Here is a 16,203-nt window from a genome sequence, read left to right on the forward strand (position 1 = left end):
AGTCTCACGTACCTGTCCCCTTCTCCGAAATCCAGCTGTTCCACTTTCCTTCCTCCGGCATTGTTTTGTATCCACACACACAGCCACCCTGTAATTTGACGGGGGGGGGGGTGAGAGTATATTACTATTGTTTGAAGTTTAACTGGAAGGGTATTTTTAGAAGTGCCTTTAAGAAATTCTTTTATCAAATGCTTCCTGCAATGCTTCCTCCAAGACCGCGTTCGCTCTGAGCTTCTCGAGCATGTTCTTTGTAGTGAAAGTGACTCCGTCTTGTCGACCGGCAGCTTACTTGCTTTTGATTTTCTTCTTTCGTCGGTGGAGGCTAATTGTAAAGCCAGTAGAGTTGCTTTCTCACAAACAGCGCTCAAACCTTCCGCATCGTCCCTTTTACAAGTGTCAATGCCAACAGCATCTTTGGCTTGCGCACAAGCATTTTGGCCACTCACGGACTTCCTGTCTCACCACACTGTCTCTTGTGCCGGGCCATGGCTCCCGTTATCAGGTCTCGCTTCCACATCTCCTATAATTATGCCCAGCATAGTCTTTCTGCCGGTGGTGCCGAGGAAGATTGTCCCACCCCTTTACCCTGCTCTTGGGGCCGTACTACCTCTCTGGGATTCGTTGCGGCTTTTGCACAGGCCTCACTACACTCAAACCGAAGCCGGGTCTACCGTATGAGCCTACGTAGCTACTGTATAGGTCAAGCCTTAGGTCGCAAGGCAGATGAAGACCGTAGTTGGCACGGGCATCAAGGGTCCAGCGGTCCGGATTCCTCTCACTGCTTCGTAGACCCCCGTCAAGAGGATCCCACAGGCCTGAGCCTGTGGCGTTGGCCGGGTCGCCCCAACGCGGCGAGACCAGAAGCGAGAATCCTTCCTCACCTTCCTCCTTCCCTACTGCAAGGGCCACTGCCGCACCACGCTCTTCGTAACCTTCTGCCGAGTGGTGAACCAGCATTCGCCCCTGGGCGTCGAGACGCACGATGCCTATTATAAACCTTAACCCACCTGCTAACTCAATACCCTCTCCAGTCTGACCCGCACCGCCGTCACGGCGTGCGTACACCGTTCCAAATGGCGTCAGTTCCAAGCCGCCGAGAGTCGTGTACATTGACAGGTCTGCACCAATACGCATCTGGTTAACTGCAATGTCATGGCCGTCTATGGTCTCCTCCCCATCTCCCGTGCTAAGACTGGCCCAAGCGGCATCGCCCACAATGGCGAAGTCAAGCCCTCCAGGCGTTCCAAAACGCCGTTTGAGTTCAACAATGCCGAGCCAGAGACTCGTCTGACTCTTACCCCTTATTCCATACGTACGCAGGTTTCTGGCATCTCCCCTGCCCGCACCGACCGAGGCCCAGACCGAAGTGGCCCCTCCGTCCCACCGCAGGTACGGATAGACTGCAGTCATGTACTGCGTCAGCCTTCCCTCCGAGGTACCCACTTGCCAGTCGCCCACACCCTTACTACGTGAGAGTGCCATACCGGCAAGCCAGCTCGCTCCAAGCCTTATATCGAGGCCCAGATACCCAGTAGAGAGGTCTCCGTCATAGCCTGAGTTATACCCATACACGGAGGGTCTACCCTCAAAGGTTTGAATATCCCCCTGTCCCCAGAGAGACCAGCGTCTTTGTACTGAACACCGCTCGCCGTCATCACCACTCCAAGCCACCAGGAAGTCCGCAATACCTGCACCGGATACACCTGCCCGGACAGGTACAGAGCGTAGCGCAGAATCGACTTGATACGCTGTATCCGGGACCATACCAGTCTCAAACACAGTTGATGGTTCGCCAACTCCTTCACTAAAGCCCAGTGGGGATACCGCAGAACGTGCGTCGGTCTCTATCTGTCTAAGCAGGGTTTTAGCCTCCGTACGCCCAAGCGGCACGGAGAGACCATTAATCGCAAGCCGGGATGCCTCGCACGGATCGGCCTCCATCCTGCGGCCCAGCGCTGTGCGTACACTAGCCAGATGGCCCCGGGCAGTGGCTGCCAGCAAGTTCTCCAGCACCGCACGCTGTGGACGATCGCTTACGCCAACCTTTACACTGTGCGTCGCGCTGAGACCATCGGGATACCACGCAGTGACCGTGACAGCCACCGAACCGTATATAACCGGAGTCAACACGAGAACCGACCCCGCCACAGAAGCCTGTACAACCCTGGTGTCACTTGACCTTGCACTATATAAGGTAGGCTTGTCCCCGTCCACATCTATGAAGTATGAAGACACGTCTACCTGCACAGAACCACCTCCCTCGTCCAGAGTCTGGTCGGGAATCTTCCCTACCGCCTCGGGAGGTTCGTTTACGTTAGTAATTATCACTGTTACATCCGCTCGTGCTTCTGCCCCGGATCCGTCAAGTACGCGCACAGTAAGTTTAAACTGCTTAGGTTCCGTCTCGTAGTCCTCGCCCGGTCCGATGTACCTGACCACTCCGTCCCTAAGCCCCACCGCAAAAAGTTCCAAGTCACCAGACACTATCCCGTATGTCAGAGAGTCACCGTCGGGGTCTGTTGCCGACACCGTGCCGAGATCAAACGGACGTTCCCGGCCGTCTAGGTTCTCGGGCAACAGGAAACGGTAGGACGATAACGTCAACCTGGGTGGCCGATTGGGGGGCGGCGTCCCGTCACGAATCGTGACCAGGAAGGATCGAACTAGGTAGTTGCCGATCCAGAAGTTGACCTTCTCCTGAACGGCATCGGCCTTAACGCCGGTCACGGTGAATGGAATCTCTTGGTAGTTGGCCTGAGTGACCTGGACGCTGGCCGGGTCGATCGCCACTGCACTGCCCACGCTTTCCGAACGAATGGTGTACGCGCCGGGGTATTTGTCCCATCCGAATGTGTGAACGAAAGAGTTTCCTTCGTTTACCGTCTTGGGAGAGATGTCGTTGTTGAACACGTTGACCGTAAAGCTAATGCCGGGCCAGCCATTGTAGTCCGAGCCCGTTCCGCTGAATGTGCTACTGACTTGCACCTGCACCCGGTCTTCACCGAGCACATCGTTGTCGGCCACGCTGAACGACACCGGTTGTGCGACGTTCCAGTTCGTCGTCGTGAACATCAGCAACATCGGGCTCACGGTCACCCGGCTGATGTCCTGACTGGCAAGCGTTACCGTAGTGGCCGCCGCGGGCTCAGAATTCAGTGACACGTAGTAGCTGTGGGTCGAACCTTCATAGGTGCCAAAGGCGGAGTCCCCTCGCAGATTGTCCGGGCTTCCAACCCAGTAGACGATGCCCCTCTCGTCGTTGTCCGTTACCGTGACAAGGACTTCCGGGACCGCAACGGTGGCGTAGCCACCTCCGCTTGCCTGGTGCGTGACCTTCGCATGCTTGAAGTAGCCGGCCATGTCCTCATCGGTCGCCGTCACGGTCACCGTCTGCGCCGAGTTCCAGTTCATCGTCGTGAACGTCAGGCTCGACTTGTCGACCGTAGCCACGCCGGATTTCCGGGTACATGAGGCACCACTGTGTTCATGGCACTTGAAAGGGTCGTCACTCGCTGTCACCGAGATCGTCACGGTGTCGGTCGGCTGCGTGTCCAGCACGACGGCGTAGGAGGCTGTCGAGCTTTCATTTATGGTTAATTCCCTTGGGGACACGGTCACGCCCGGACTCTGCGCCACGGCCCGGGGCGCGGGCAGGAGGAGAAGCACCGCGAGAAGGGCAAGTCCGATCCGCGTCACGTTCCCTTCGCACCGAACGGATTCGCGCCATAAACCAGATCCGGGACTTAGCATGGGGGGGGGGTGAGGATGAGGAGAAAGTATCCGGGACCGAAGCGTGACGTTGAATTTTTCCTTCTGCTCCCGCCTTAAGTTTTAGAAGAAAACTTGTCATCCAGTCTCACCTACCTGTCCCCTTCTCCGAAATTCAGCTGTTCCACTTTCCTTCCTCCGGCATTGTCTTGTATCCACACCCACAGCCACCCTGTAATTGACGGGGGGGGGTGAGAGTATATGTTTACACGGATCGCCCCTTGAATACAAGGGTATTTTAGAAGTGCCTTAAATAAGACCGTCTTTGTCTTTCGATACTTTTGGGAAAAGCTCCGTCACGTTCTCAAAAACAATTTGAGTGAACTCCTCAAGAGACAGCCCCCTGAGCTCCGAAATAAGCCTGGCCACATGAACTACATTGCACGGCTCATTCGGTTTCCCCCTCTGGGGCACCGGCGCTAGGTAAGGAGAATCCGTCTCGTAAAGAAGCCTCTCGATGGGAATTCTGGTCGCCGCGTCCCTTACCTCCTCGGCCCTCTTGAAAGTCACTATGCCGGAGAAGGAAATAAAAAAACCGAGATCAAGATACTTTTTCGCCGTTTCGTAATCCCCTGAAAAACAATGAATAACTCCCGGCCTTGGACCGAGATCAGCCTCCCGGAGCATTGAAAGCAGCTCCTCCTCAGCGTCCCTTACGTGAACCACGAATGGTAGATTGCGTCTCTTTGCGAGCTCCATATGCGCCTCAAACGACCTTATCTGATCTTCCCTAGGGGAATTCATGTAGTGATAATCAAGCCCGGTTTCTCCAATCGCCACTACCTTGGGGTCTTCGGCCATCCCCTCAAACTCCCGCATCACCTCTTCATTGAAACTGGAAGCGGAGTGCGGGTGGATTCCAACCGACACGTAAACTCCCCTGTATTTCCTCGAAAGCTCTATGGTGGCAAGCGAGGACTCAATCCCCGTCCCGATGGATATAATCTTCCCGACTCCCTCGGCCGCGGCTTTTGACACAGCGTCCACGGGGTCTTCAATGCTGAGCAGATGGGCGTGGGAATCAACCAGCATGCGGTCTATTTCTTCTCCTTAAGGAGACCCGTTACCTCGTCGAGAAACTCGTTTACGTCCTTAAACGACCTGTAGACCGAAGCGAACCTTACGTACGCGACCTGATCGATATCATAAAGCTTGTCTATCAGCTTTTTCCCTATTTCCTCGCTTGATATCTCCCGCTCTCCCCTCTCGAGAAGCTCCTTTTCGAGACCGGAGACAAAATCCTCTATGACCTCAGTGCTTACCGGCCTTTTCTCGCACGCCTTGCGCATCCCGGCTATTATCTTGTTGCGGTCAAACTCTTCCCTGCGACCGTCCTTTTTCACCACCATCACCTCGGCGTGGTGGATTCTTTCGTATGTGGTGAATCTCTCCTGGCAGTCGTTGCACTCCCTGCGTCTTCTGACGGAAAAACCGTCTTTTCCTTCTCTTGAATCAACTACTCTGGTGTCATCAGATTTGCAGAAAGGGCACTTCATTCTTTTATCCGCCGAGTCTGTGACCGTAAACGGGAAAACGCAGGCACAGTTCCTTCACGTCTTCCTTTATTCTGCCGAGAACCTTTTCATTCTCATGATTGTTAAAAGCTTCCATTATGAAGCCCGATATCGCGTCGATTTCCGGTTCCTTCATCCCTCTTGTGGTAATCGCGGGAGTTCCGATCCTTACGCCGCTTGTGACCATGGGAGGACGGGGATCGAAGGGAATAGTGTTTTTATTGACCGTTATGCCCGCCTTCTCAAGCGTCTGTTCAACAACCTGCCCGGTAAACTCCGTCTCAGTGAGATCAACCAGCACCAGGTGGTTATCGGTTCCGCCCGAGACGAGCTTAAGACCCGCGTTTAGGAGATTTTCCCCGAGACGTTGTGCGTTTTTCACTATCTGGCGCTGGTACTCTAAGAACTCGGGCGTAAGAGCCTCCTTGAACGCAACGGCCTTGGCCGCTATGACGTGCATAAGCGGACCGCCCTGGGTTCCGGGAAAAACCCTGCTGTTCACGGTCTTTGCGTGTTTTTCCTTCATCATTACCATGCCGCCTCGCGGTCCCCGAAGGGTTTTATGGGTGGTAGTCGTCACGAAATCGCAGTGGGGCACGGGATCCGAGTGAAGTCCGGCGACCACAAGTCCCGCCGGATGCGCTATGTCCGCCAGCAAAAGCGCCCCGCACTCATCCGCTATGCTTCTGAATTTCGCGTAGTCCACATCCCTCGGGTAAGCGCTCCAGCCGGCGATTATGAGTCCCGGGGAGTGTTCCAGGGCAAGCTTCCTCACCTCATTGTAATCGATTGTCCCCGTTTCCTTTGAAACCCCGTAGGCAACAACGTTGTAGAGCCGTCCCGAAAAATTAACGGGGTGTCCGTGGGTAAGATGTCCTCCGTGGTCAAGCCTCATGCCCAAGACAGTCTCTCCAGGCTTAAGCGCGGCGAAGAACACGGCCATGTTCGCCTGGGCTCCCGAGTGCGGTTGCACATTAACGGCGTCAGCATCGAAAAGCTCAAGGGCCCTCTCTCGCGCCAGGTCCTCGGCCATGTCAACGAATTCACAACCTCCGTAATAACGCCTTCCTGGGAGACCTTCGGCATATTTGTTAGTAAGAACAGAGCCCATGGCCTCCATGACGGCGTCGCTAACGTAGTTCTCAGACGCTATCATCTCGAGTTTCCATTCCTGGCGCTGTGTTTCCATGCGGATAACTTCCGCTATCCGCTCATCAACCGTCTTTAGATGACTCATCTACTCACCTCGAAACGAAAAAGTATTGTGAAAACGGCTCTCCAGCACCAAGCGCTGTCCTGCGCAACGCCCACGCAATAATGCCGCATCTCGGAAAAAAGCTGCACGATAATTGTGTAAAGTTAAAGTGAGAAACCACGGGATATTCATCTTTCCCAAGGAAAAGAATACCGAATGCCCCGGCAAACCTCAATTTCGTTACAAATGCCGCTCGGGGGAAGGGGAAATCCCTTGGGGGCGGATAAGCCGGGGCGGGGAAACCGCATGTCGAAGACCGCTAAACGAAACGGATACATAGAGATAAAAGGCGCCAGGGAAAACAACCTGAAAAACATAGATGTCCTGATCCCTCAAAACAGGTTCACGGTGGTGACCGGTCTTAGCGGTTCGGGCAAGTCATCCCTCGTGCTTGACACCGTTTACAAGGAAGGGCTCAGGAGGTATATCGACTGCCTTTCAACCTACGCAAGACAGTTTATAGAGAAAGTCGAGCGCCCCGCGATGGACGACATAGAAGGTCTTCCAACCCCGATAGCCATCGAAAGCCGAAACAACGTCATAAATTCCCGTTCCACAGTAGGCACCACAACCGAAATATACGACTACACGAGACTTCTGTTCGCGAAAATCGGAAAAACCCGCTGCCCAGAATGCGGAGAGGAAGTGATTGAACACTCTCCACAGTCCCTCACCCGGCTGCTGCTCGAAAAATTCCCAGGGGAAAGAGCCGTCATCTGCTTTGAGACCGAAGAGGGAGCGGACCTTTCACAATATATGAAAAAAGGCTACTCACGCACCTACCGGAACGGAAAGACCCGGGATATCGAAAAAAGCTTGGAGGATTCGGACGCAAAGACCCAGGTAGTCACCGCGAGAACCGTTATAGGAGAGCGGTCGAAATCTAGGATTACAGAAGCGCTCGAGGCCGCTTTTTCCGAGAGCAGCCGGGCACTTGTACACATCGTTTCAGGGCAGAGCCTGCGTTTCTCAAGAGAACTTCGCTGTGATCTCTGCGATATTGGGTTTGAAAAACCTACCCCGAACACGTTTTCCTTCAACAGTCCCTACGGGGCTTGCGAACGATGCAGCGGATTCGGAAGAAACCTTGAAATCGATCCCGAACTCCTTGTTCCGGACCCCGCTCTCAGTCTCGCCGAAGGGGCAATAGATCCCTTCACGAAAACTTCCTACAGAAAACAGATGAGAAAGCTGCTCGCCTTCGCCGAGGACGCGGGAATAGATACGGAAAGGCCCTTCTCGGAACTTTCGGCAAGGGAAAAAGATCTCGTGTTAAACGGAGACGAGTACTACTACGGCGTGAAAGGGTATTTCAAAAGGCTTGAGCGGAAAAATTACAAAACCCACATAAGGGTTTTTCTCTCGAGATACCGCTCCGCGTTTACCTGCGAGGACTGCGGGGGAAGCAGGCTCAAGGAAAAAGCCCTCAACGTGCGAATAGAAGGGGAAAGCATATTCCATCTCTCCGAGATGTCCGTAAAGGATCTGAGGTCCTGGTTTGACCGCTTGACCCTGTCTGTTTATGAACTGGAGATCGCCTCCGACATAATAAAGGAAATAAATTCACGGCTGGATTTTCTTATCCACGTGGGGCTTGATTACCTGACCCTCTCAAGGCTCACCCGTACCCTCTCGGGCGGAGAAGCGCAGAGGATAAACCTTGCCTGCCAGATGAGTTCGCGGCTTACCGAGACCCTGTATATTCTGGACGAGCCCTCGATCGGTCTGCACGCAAGAGACATGAACCGGCTCAATTCGCTGATAAGAGAACTCCGGGGAAGAAACAACACCATCATACTCATAGAACACGATCTTGACACCGTAAAGTCCGCAGACTACATAGTGGAACTCGGTCCCCGGGCGGGAGACGGCGGGGGAGAGGTCGTGTATCAGGGGACCCTGAAGAGTTTCCTGCGTTCGGCGAAGAACTCGACCACGAAAAAATACCTCGCAAACGAAAAGAAAATAGAAGTTCCCGGTTCCCGCAGAAAAACCACCAGCAATTCAATAAACGTAATCGGCGCGAGCGAAAATAACCTCAAGAACATAAACGTCCGTTTTCCCCTTGGAACCCTCTCGTGCGTAACCGGGGTCTCGGGTTCGGGGAAAAGCTCGCTTGTAAACGACATCCTGCATAACGCTCTCCTAAGAAAATTCAGGAGGAAAGCCGAAAGGGTCGGAAAACACGAACGTATAGAAGGCACAGAGCATATAGACGACGTGATAATTCTTGATCAGGCGAGCATAGGAAGAACCTCGAGATCAAATCCCGTCACTTACATAAAGGTTTACGACGACATACGCAAAATCCTCGCCGGGCACTACCAGGCGAAACTTCGCAAACTTACCCCGTCGCATTTTTCCTTCAACGTGAGGGGAGGCCGCTGCGAGAAATGTATGGGTGAGGGAAGTCACAGGGTCGAGATGCACTTTCTCGCCGACGTCATGGTGACGTGCGAGGAATGCGGAGGAAAAAGGTTTGGAAAAGATGTACTGGCCTACAGGTACAAGGGGAAAAACATAGACGACATCCTTAACCTCACTGTCGATCAGGCCATGGGGTTTTTCTCGGGAAACCCGGCCGTTACCAGAAAGCTCAAGGTTCTAAAGGATGTCGGATGCGGTTATCTGAGGCTCGGACAGCCCGCAACAACACTGTCGGGAGGAGAAGCCCAGAGGATAAAGATAGCCCGGGAACTCTCGAAAAAAGAAAAAAACAACATTCTCTACATCCTTGACGAACCCACGGTCGGACTTCACATCGACGACATAGGAAAACTCCTCGACGTTCTTAACAGGCTTGTCGACGCCGGCAACAGCGTAATAGTCATAGAGCACAACCTTGAGATGATAAAATGCGCGGATTATGTAGTTGACCTCGGACCTGAGGGAGGAGATAACGGGGGACGCATAGTGGCCTCCGGTACTCCGGAACAGGTTGCTTCGGTAGAAAACTCTTATACCGGAGAGCACCTGAGACCGCTTCTCGGTTAGCCGGATTATATATTTTTTCGACATGGGGTAGAATAGAACCTTAAAAATAATCTTGTCGGAGAGAAAAAATGCTTGCAGACAGAAAAATACCTTTCAGCGAATCCAAGGAAGAAGAGTGGGAAATTCTTAAACAGAAGACCGAAGGCGGCATAGAGCTCATGCTCGAGGACTCCCAGCGATGGTTCCTGGCCACGACGGAAGGTGACGGAATCAGGATAACTTCCGCCGAGAAGAACGTGCGTCCGCTTGCCGTTCGCGAACCGCCGCTCATCAAGTTCGATGAGTTCAAAAGAGTGGCGGAAGTCTATAATGACTCATTCTTCGGCGGGATAGGGGATCTCTCGGCAAGGCTCGAGACTCACAAGTCAAGCCCGAACATGCGGTACCTCTTCATGTTGATTTACTATCTGATCTAAAGAACTCCTGAAGCAGAACCTAGGCTATTTCAAAAAAAGAATTTGAAATAGCCTAGGTTATCAGTTAGACTGCGACTGGTTATGATCAATCGCAACCTAGCACCAAAGCTTATCGAAGCAGCGCGGAAGTTTCCCTCCATCACGCTTACGGGACCCCGGCAAAGCGGTAAGACAACATTATGCAGGGCCTTGTTCGCTCACCATCCGTACGCAAGCCTTGAGGCTCCGGACATACGGGCTTTCGCAACTGAGGACCCCAGAGGGTTTCTGGCTCAATTTCCAAAAGGCTGCGTAATCGACGAGGTGCAGCGTGCGCCTGACCTTCTCTCCTACCTGCAGGGCATAATCGACGAAGATCCTTCGCCAGGACGCTGGATACTTACGGGGTCACAGAACTTTTCCCTACTCAAATCGGTCAGCCAGTCTTTAGCCGGGAGGACAGCAGTATATAACCTGTTTCCTCTCGCGCGCAACGAGATTACGCGATTCGACATACATCCCCCGAGTCTTGAGGAGACTCTTTTTGCCGGCGGATACCCACGCATATTCGATCTTGGTCTTGATCCCTCCGACTGGTTTCGCTCCTATGTCACCACTTACGTAGAACGCGATGTGCGAACAGTAAGCAACGTAGCTGACATAGCTACATTCCAACGGTTTGTCCAACTGTGTGCCGGGCGTACGGCGCAGTTGCTCAACTATTCGTCATTGGCTGATGACTGCGGCATATCGCAGCCGAGTGCGAAAGCCTGGATTAACATACTTGAGACGAGCTTTATCGTTTTCCGCCTTCCGACTTTTCACTCGAACCTGCGCAAGAGACTCGTAAAGATGCCGAAGCTGCATTTCTACGACACGGGGCTAGTCTGTTGGCTGCTGGGTATCCGGACACCCGAACAGTTAAACTCTCATCCGCTTCGCGGCCCGATCTTCGAAACCTGGGTAGTCTCGGAGATAACAAAACACCGAAGCAACAGTGGCAAGACGGGAGGTCTCTCATTTTACCGCGACCGCAATGGAGCCGAGGTAGATATTATCATCGAGGACCCGTCCCGCATTACGCTTGTCGACGCCAAGTCCACGGCAACAGGATCTTCGGGTCTGTTCAGCGGGGTGCGACGCGTCCGCCAGCACCTGACCGAATTATCCCGTCCTTGCAGTATAGTCATAGCCTACGGAGGAAATCAGTTCCAGCAACGTGCGGACGGGGATATAGTGCCTTGGCGTAAACTGCATCAAGCAGATTTTTAGAGACGGAATTTGGCTCCGGCGGCAGGGCTCGAACCTGCGACCCGATGATTAACAGTCATCTGCTCTGCCAACTGAGCTACGCCGGAACTGTAAAAATAGAAAAAAGCCAAAGAGTAGTTAATTTTATATAGATACAGAAAACAGTCAACAAATCTAATACCGAGAAAATGGCCGGAAAAAAAGAAGACAAAAAGAAGCTGGAAGAAGTGAGTTCATCTCTTCCCGCGCTTTCAAACTCCCTGCAAAGCTATCTGGCGCAGATCAGGGACTACCCTGTTTTGAGCAGGGAAGAAGAATACGAACTCGCGATGAGGCACAGGGAAACGGGCGATCTTGAGGCCGCCAGGAAACTGATCGTATCAAATCTGAAGTTCGTCGTGCGTATCGCGAACGAGTACAAAAACTACAACGTAAACACCCTGGATCTTATACAGGAAGGCAACATAGGGCTCATGAAGGCCGTAAGAGGCTTTGACCCCACAAAGGGATACAGGCTCATCTCATACGCGGTCTGGTGGATAAGGGCGTATATACAGAATCACATAATGAAAACCTGGAGCCTGGTAAAAGTCGGGACGAATCAATCGCAAAGAAAGCTCTTCTACAAACTCAGGTCGACGAAAAATAAGATCGAAGCCACGGGAGCCGAGATGGAGGAAGATATTTACTCCGAGATAGCCAAGGAACTTGACGTGCCGGACAGCCAGGTAATCGAGATGGACCGGATAATGTCCGGAAAAGATCTGTCTCTTGACGCAAATATAGAAGGCAGCACGGAACGCACCTACGTTGACATGCTGGGGGACACGTTTGACCAGGAGCAGTTCCTTGAAGATTCCCAGACCCGCCCGCTTGTTGCCAAGAAGATAAAAGAAGCCATGGCGAACCTGAAAGAAAGGGAAAAATACATTATCGAAAGACGGATTCTCACCGATTCTCCCGAAACTCTTGAAAAGCTTTCCCATAAATTCGGCATCTCAAGAGAACGTGTAAGACAGATAGAAAAAAACGCTCTTAACAAGATCAGGAAGGAATTCCAGAAAGAGCATTTTCACGTGTAGAATTTCTGGGAAAAGCATAAATCCGAGGAGGTTCTTGCCTATAACCTCCTGAAATTTCTAACTATTATTGAATTAGGGCTCGAATTATAATATGGTCTTTAATAGGGTGTGTGGTTTTTAAAAAGCAAAGCGGAAAAGGGTCTAGCGGGTCGAGGTCCCTTATGGTTTGTGGGACATAGCGGTGCCTTCGCGTTCAAGTGAAGGCATAGGGCCAGTCACCGTGAATTCATAGCGGGCCCTCGATTCCGCTTCAGAAAATCTGGGATCCACTTTTGCAATCACCTTTAATACACACCTCATTCGCCCACTTCCATGAATTTTTCCGGCAGAAATGGACTTTCTCTGCCCGGGCAACCTGAACATCGCAAAGATCAACCAGTGAAAGGTTGTCTGGAATTCACAGGGCAGTCTGATGGATTTGCTAACTCAGAACCGGCGAATTATTGCCAGGCGGGCGACAGAAAGTCTGTTTTCAACTTCGTAGGATACTGCCCTTCTGGGAGTTTCTAGCCCACAGCAGGGGTTATCTGCGGAGCGATTAACAAGGTGAGCACTCTCTCCGAAATCCATATACAATCCCTCAAGCCTCAAAACCCAGGCGTCGGATAACGCTGCTTCCACCCCGACTCCAACCACCCAGCCCGCCTCCGCTGAATCCTTACTGAAGGAATCGTCGGGGTCCACCATGGAGCCCGAATCACCGAAATCAATATCGGTTACCGAGTTCCTGATGCCGGCAAAAGCCAGCCCTCCGGTGACAAAAACCGTCATACGGCCAATTCCTTGCTCAACTCCCCCGCGCGCAGAAACGATCCACGAAAATTCCGATTCGGCAGTTTCATCCAAACCTTCAGGATCAAGCTTATTGGTTGATGCCGACACGTTGGTCAACGTGCCGTCAAGTTCCATTCTCAGGGTCAAGCCACCAACATCGAATTTTCTCCCTAAGATAACGCCGCCGACAAAGCCCGTATCGTCATATTTGGAAATCGAACCGGGATTGCCCCAGTCAGCAAAGCCATCAATATCTATTATCCGGTTTCTCATAAAACCGGGGCCAGCAAAGACCCCCGCGTAACTGTCGAAGCGCGCAGGTCCGGTCTCGCTCTGTGCGGGATCACCATCGGTTTCGCTCTGCGTGAGATCATCCGGCATAACACCCGAGAAACCGGCATTTGGACTTACCAAGAAAACGAACAGAAGAACTGCCAAGCTGCCTGCCATGAACTTTGTTCTATTGTTTTTTCTTGGCACAGCACTTAAAAAGAAATCGATACTCTTTTTCATATGAGTTCTCCTAGGTGATTCAGCATCTTCGGTATATTTCCAGGCATATTTCCGCCCGCCTGCGCCATCTCGGCGCCCCCGCCCCCTTTTCCGCCTACAATCCCGGCAAGCTCCTTTACGATTTTTCCAGCATGATAACTGCCGATAAGATCCTTGGTAATACCCACAAGAATAAAAACCCGGCCTCCATTCTCAGCGACAAGCACAGCGATGCCGTTATTCATTTTCCCCTTCAGATAATCCCAAAGAGAACGCAGTTCTGCAGGTTTCGAAACAGAAACTTTGACCCGAAGGAGGTTGACTCCTCCCACATCCTCAACTTTGTCAATCAGCTCGGCGGCCGTTTTTACAAGAGTCCTCGCCCTGGAAGATTCGATTTCCGCCTGGAGCCGGGCACTTTCTTCAATAATTCCGGCAAGTCTGGAAAGAAGTTCGGAGCGGGGGGCGTTAAGGGTGGTGGAGAATTCGTTCAGGATATCTTCCTGCCCTTTCATGTAATTCCATGCCGCCTGACCGCTTACGGCCTCGATCCTCCTCACTCCCGCGGAAGACGCGCTCTCAGACACTATCTTCAACATGCCTATCTCACCCGAAGCCCTGACATGGGTACCGCCGCAAAGCTCTTTGCTGTAGTCCCCTATCATTACCACCCTTACCCTGTCGCCGTATTTCTCTTCGAATATAGCGGTGGCCCCGTCCTTTATGGCTTCGTCGTACGAAACGTCTTCTTTTGTTAGAACCTCGTCGTCACGCCTTATTCTCTCGTTGATGATCTGTTCTATGGAATCAAGCTGCTGTTTCTCGATCGAGGAATAGTGGCTGAAATCAAACCTGAGCCTGTCGGGCCCGACGAACGATCCTGCCTGATTGACGTGATTGCCGAGGACTTCCTTTAAAACGGCGTGAAGCACATGTGTTGAGGTATGGTGAGCCATAACCCCCTGTCTCCTCGCGGGGTCGACCTCCATGTGCACATGGTCGCCGACCTGCGCATTTCCCTTCTCGATAACAACATTGTGAATGAAAAACGTGGGGGTGAGCTTTTTCGTATCGAGGACTTTCGCATGGAATCCCGGCCCGGCAATTTCACCCCTGTCCCCGGTCTGTCCGCCCGATTCCCCGTAAAAAGGAGTGATATCGGTAATTATCTGGGCTTCCTGACCCTCCCAAGCTGTGTCGGAAATCTCTCCTTGGTTTATTATTCCAGTAACCGCGCCTTCGGAAGAGAGGGTCTTGTAGCCAACAAATTCTGTTGTCATCTCTCCGGCGAGCTCAAGCAGAACAGATGTAAGGTCGGTTTCTCCGCCGCCGCGGGCGTTTCTTGACTTGGTTCTCTGTCTCTCCATTTCCTTCTCAAAGCCCTGAAGGTCAATATCTATACCCTCGGTTCTGGTTATGTCTTCGGTTAGGTCGACCGGGAACCCGTATGTATCGTAGAGACTGAAAACCACCTTGCCAGGGAGCTTCTTCTTTTTCCCAAGCTTTGCGATTTCCTGGTTAAGAAGTTCAAGTCCTCTGTCCACCGTCTCTAGGAACCTCTCCTCCTCGCTTTTTACAACCTGGGATACAAAATCCCCCTTTTCCCTAATCTCGGGATAGGCATCCGCCATGATCCCCTCAACTGCGGGCAGGACCCTGTAGATAAAGGGTTCGTCTATTCCCAGAAACTTGGAGTGGCGGACGGCTCTCCTGAGTATTCTCCTAAGAACGTATCCCCTACCTTCATTTGACGGGAATACTCCGTCCGAGATGAGAAAGGCAAGTGCTCTTGAATGGTCCGCTATAACCCTCATCGCAACCTCGGTCGAGCGGTCGGTGGAATAATCTCTTCCGGAAAGCTCCTCTATCCTGCTTATTATCCCTCTTAGAAGGTCAGTCTCATAGTTGTTCCCCACTCCCTGAAGAACCGCTGTAAGTCTTTCAAGCCCAAGCCCCGTGTCAATGCTGGGACGAGGAAGAGATGTCATCTCTCCCTTTTGATTTCTCTCAAACTGCATGAACACAAGATTCCAGAGCTCAAGGTAACGATCGCACTCGCATCCGACGGCGCACCCCGCTTTCCCGCAGCCAAGCGATTCCCCCTGGTCTATCAGTATCTCGGAACACGGACCGCACGGACCCGTATCCCCCATTGACCAGAAATTGTCTTTCTCCCCCATCCTCACGATCCTTTTCTTGGCAACACCGATACCTTTGTTCCAGATCTCAAAAGCCTCGTCGTCGTCTTTATAGACGGTGACCCAGAGTTTTTCCTTGGGAAGCCCGTAAACATTGGTAATAAGATCCCATCCATAATTGATGGCTCCTTCCTTGAAGTAGTCCCCAAAGGAGAAATTCCCAAGCATTTCAAAAAAAGTGTGATGTCTCGCCGTATACCCGACGTTGTCAAGATCGTTGTGCTTTCCCCCGGCTCTGAGACACTTCTGGGAAGAAACCGCTCTTTTGAAATCCCTGGTCTCATTTCCAGTGAAAACATTCTTGAACTGAACCATCCCGGCGTTGGTAAAAAGGAGGGTAGGATCGTTCTCCGGTATAAGAATGGAACTGCGCACCGGTTCGTGTCCCCTTTCGGAGAAATACTCGATAAATTCTCTTCTAACCTCGTATCCTTTCATCTGACAAAAATCCCTGGCATACAGCACGGTGAACCGTTATTG

General features: G+C 52.3%; 11 protein-coding genes and 1 tRNA gene. 4 read left to right on the forward strand and 8 right to left on the reverse strand.

The features are described 5' to 3' along the window. The 5 genes from OXG75_08380 to OXG75_08400 form a co-directional block, all read right to left on the reverse strand. The coding region (locus OXG75_08380; protein MCY3625985.1) for a hypothetical protein at positions 1–188 on the reverse strand (188 nt) is incomplete at its 3' end. A gap of 415 nt (positions 189–603) precedes the next feature. Then, positions 604–3,696 (reverse strand): autotransporter domain-containing protein, encoded by a 3,093-nt coding sequence (locus OXG75_08385; GenBank protein MCY3625986.1) that lies wholly within the window; start codon positions 3,694–3,696, stop codon positions 604–606. A 321-nt stretch (positions 3,697–4,017) separates the two neighbouring features. Further along, positions 4,018–4,800 (reverse strand): TatD family hydrolase, encoded by a 783-nt coding sequence (locus OXG75_08390; protein ID MCY3625987.1) that lies wholly within the window; start codon positions 4,798–4,800, stop codon positions 4,018–4,020. A gap of 5 nt (positions 4,801–4,805) precedes the next feature. After that, positions 4,806–5,264, reverse strand: a complete 459-nt coding sequence (nrdR, locus tag OXG75_08395) for a transcriptional regulator NrdR (GenBank protein ID MCY3625988.1) — start codon at positions 5,262–5,264, stop codon at positions 4,806–4,808. Positions 5,265–5,268: 4 nt separating this feature from the next. After that, on the reverse strand, positions 5,269–6,519 hold the full coding sequence (locus tag OXG75_08400) for a serine hydroxymethyltransferase (GenBank protein MCY3625989.1): 1,251 nt from the start codon (positions 6,517–6,519) through the stop codon (positions 5,269–5,271). Positions 6,520–6,783: 264 nt separating this feature from the next. On the opposite strand from OXG75_08400, the gene uvrA reads away from it, so the two are divergent. The 3 genes from uvrA (at position 6,784) to OXG75_08415 (ending at position 11,198) form a co-directional block, all read left to right on the forward strand. Continuing rightward, positions 6,784–9,531 (forward strand): excinuclease ABC subunit UvrA, encoded by a 2,748-nt coding sequence (gene uvrA, locus OXG75_08405; protein ID MCY3625990.1) that lies wholly within the window; start codon positions 6,784–6,786, stop codon positions 9,529–9,531. 68 nt (positions 9,532–9,599) lie between these two features. Further along, positions 9,600–9,947: a hypothetical protein gene (locus OXG75_08410; protein MCY3625991.1), complete on the forward strand. Its 348-nt coding sequence runs from the start codon at positions 9,600–9,602 to the stop codon at positions 9,945–9,947. A gap of 81 nt (positions 9,948–10,028) precedes the next feature. After that, positions 10,029–11,198 carry an ATP-binding protein gene (locus OXG75_08415; protein ID MCY3625992.1) on the forward strand — a complete coding sequence of 390 codons (1,170 nt, stop codon included), beginning with the start codon at positions 10,029–10,031 and terminating at the stop codon, positions 11,196–11,198. A 10-nt stretch (positions 11,199–11,208) separates the two neighbouring features. Here OXG75_08415 and OXG75_08420 read toward each other — a convergent pair. Next, positions 11,209–11,284: transfer RNA gene (locus OXG75_08420), tRNA-Asn, on the reverse strand. A gap of 81 nt (positions 11,285–11,365) precedes the next feature. Between OXG75_08420 and rpoH the strand changes: the two genes are divergently transcribed. Further along, positions 11,366–12,259: an RNA polymerase sigma factor RpoH gene (gene rpoH, locus OXG75_08425; GenBank protein MCY3625993.1), complete on the forward strand. Its 894-nt coding sequence runs from the start codon at positions 11,366–11,368 to the stop codon at positions 12,257–12,259. Between the two features lie 426 nt (positions 12,260–12,685). Here rpoH and OXG75_08430 read toward each other — a convergent pair whose 3' ends face one another. Further along, on the reverse strand, positions 12,686–13,546 hold the full coding sequence (locus OXG75_08430) for an outer membrane beta-barrel protein (protein ID MCY3625994.1): 861 nt from the start codon (positions 13,544–13,546) through the stop codon (positions 12,686–12,688). After that, a complete protein-coding gene (alaS, locus tag OXG75_08435) occupies positions 13,543–16,161 on the reverse strand; it encodes an alanine--tRNA ligase (protein ID MCY3625995.1) in 2,619 nt (872 codons plus the stop codon). The genes OXG75_08430 and alaS overlap by 4 nt, the downstream gene beginning before the upstream one ends. Between the last annotated feature and the right edge of the window lie 42 nt (positions 16,162–16,203).

Source organism: Candidatus Dadabacteria bacterium, assembly GCA_026705445.1.
Lineage (GTDB): Bacteria > Desulfobacterota_D > UBA1144 > Nemesobacterales > Nemesobacteraceae > Nemesobacter.

Excerpts from the sequence above, each read along its gene's own strand:
- OXG75_08390 (MCY3625987.1), bottom strand. The coding sequence starts at position 4,800 with ATGCTGGTTGATTCCCACGCCCATCTGCTCAGCATTGAAGACCCCGTG.
- nrdR (MCY3625988.1), bottom strand. The coding sequence starts at position 5,264 with ATGAAGTGCCCTTTCTGCAAATCTGATGACACCAGAGTAGTTGATTCA.
- OXG75_08400 (MCY3625989.1), bottom strand. The coding sequence starts at position 6,519 with ATGAGTCATCTAAAGACGGTTGATGAGCGGATAGCGGAAGTTATCCGC.
- uvrA (MCY3625990.1), top strand. The coding sequence starts at position 6,784 with ATGTCGAAGACCGCTAAACGAAACGGATACATAGAGATAAAAGGCGCC.
- OXG75_08410 (MCY3625991.1), top strand. The coding sequence starts at position 9,600 with ATGCTTGCAGACAGAAAAATACCTTTCAGCGAATCCAAGGAAGAAGAG.
- OXG75_08415 (MCY3625992.1), top strand. The coding sequence starts at position 10,029 with ATGATCAATCGCAACCTAGCACCAAAGCTTATCGAAGCAGCGCGGAAG.
- rpoH (MCY3625993.1), top strand. The coding sequence starts at position 11,366 with ATGGCCGGAAAAAAAGAAGACAAAAAGAAGCTGGAAGAAGTGAGTTCA.
- OXG75_08430 (MCY3625994.1), bottom strand. The coding sequence starts at position 13,546 with ATGAAAAAGAGTATCGATTTCTTTTTAAGTGCTGTGCCAAGAAAAAAC.
- alaS (MCY3625995.1), bottom strand. The coding sequence starts at position 16,161 with ATGAAAGGATACGAGGTTAGAAGAGAATTTATCGAGTATTTCTCCGAA.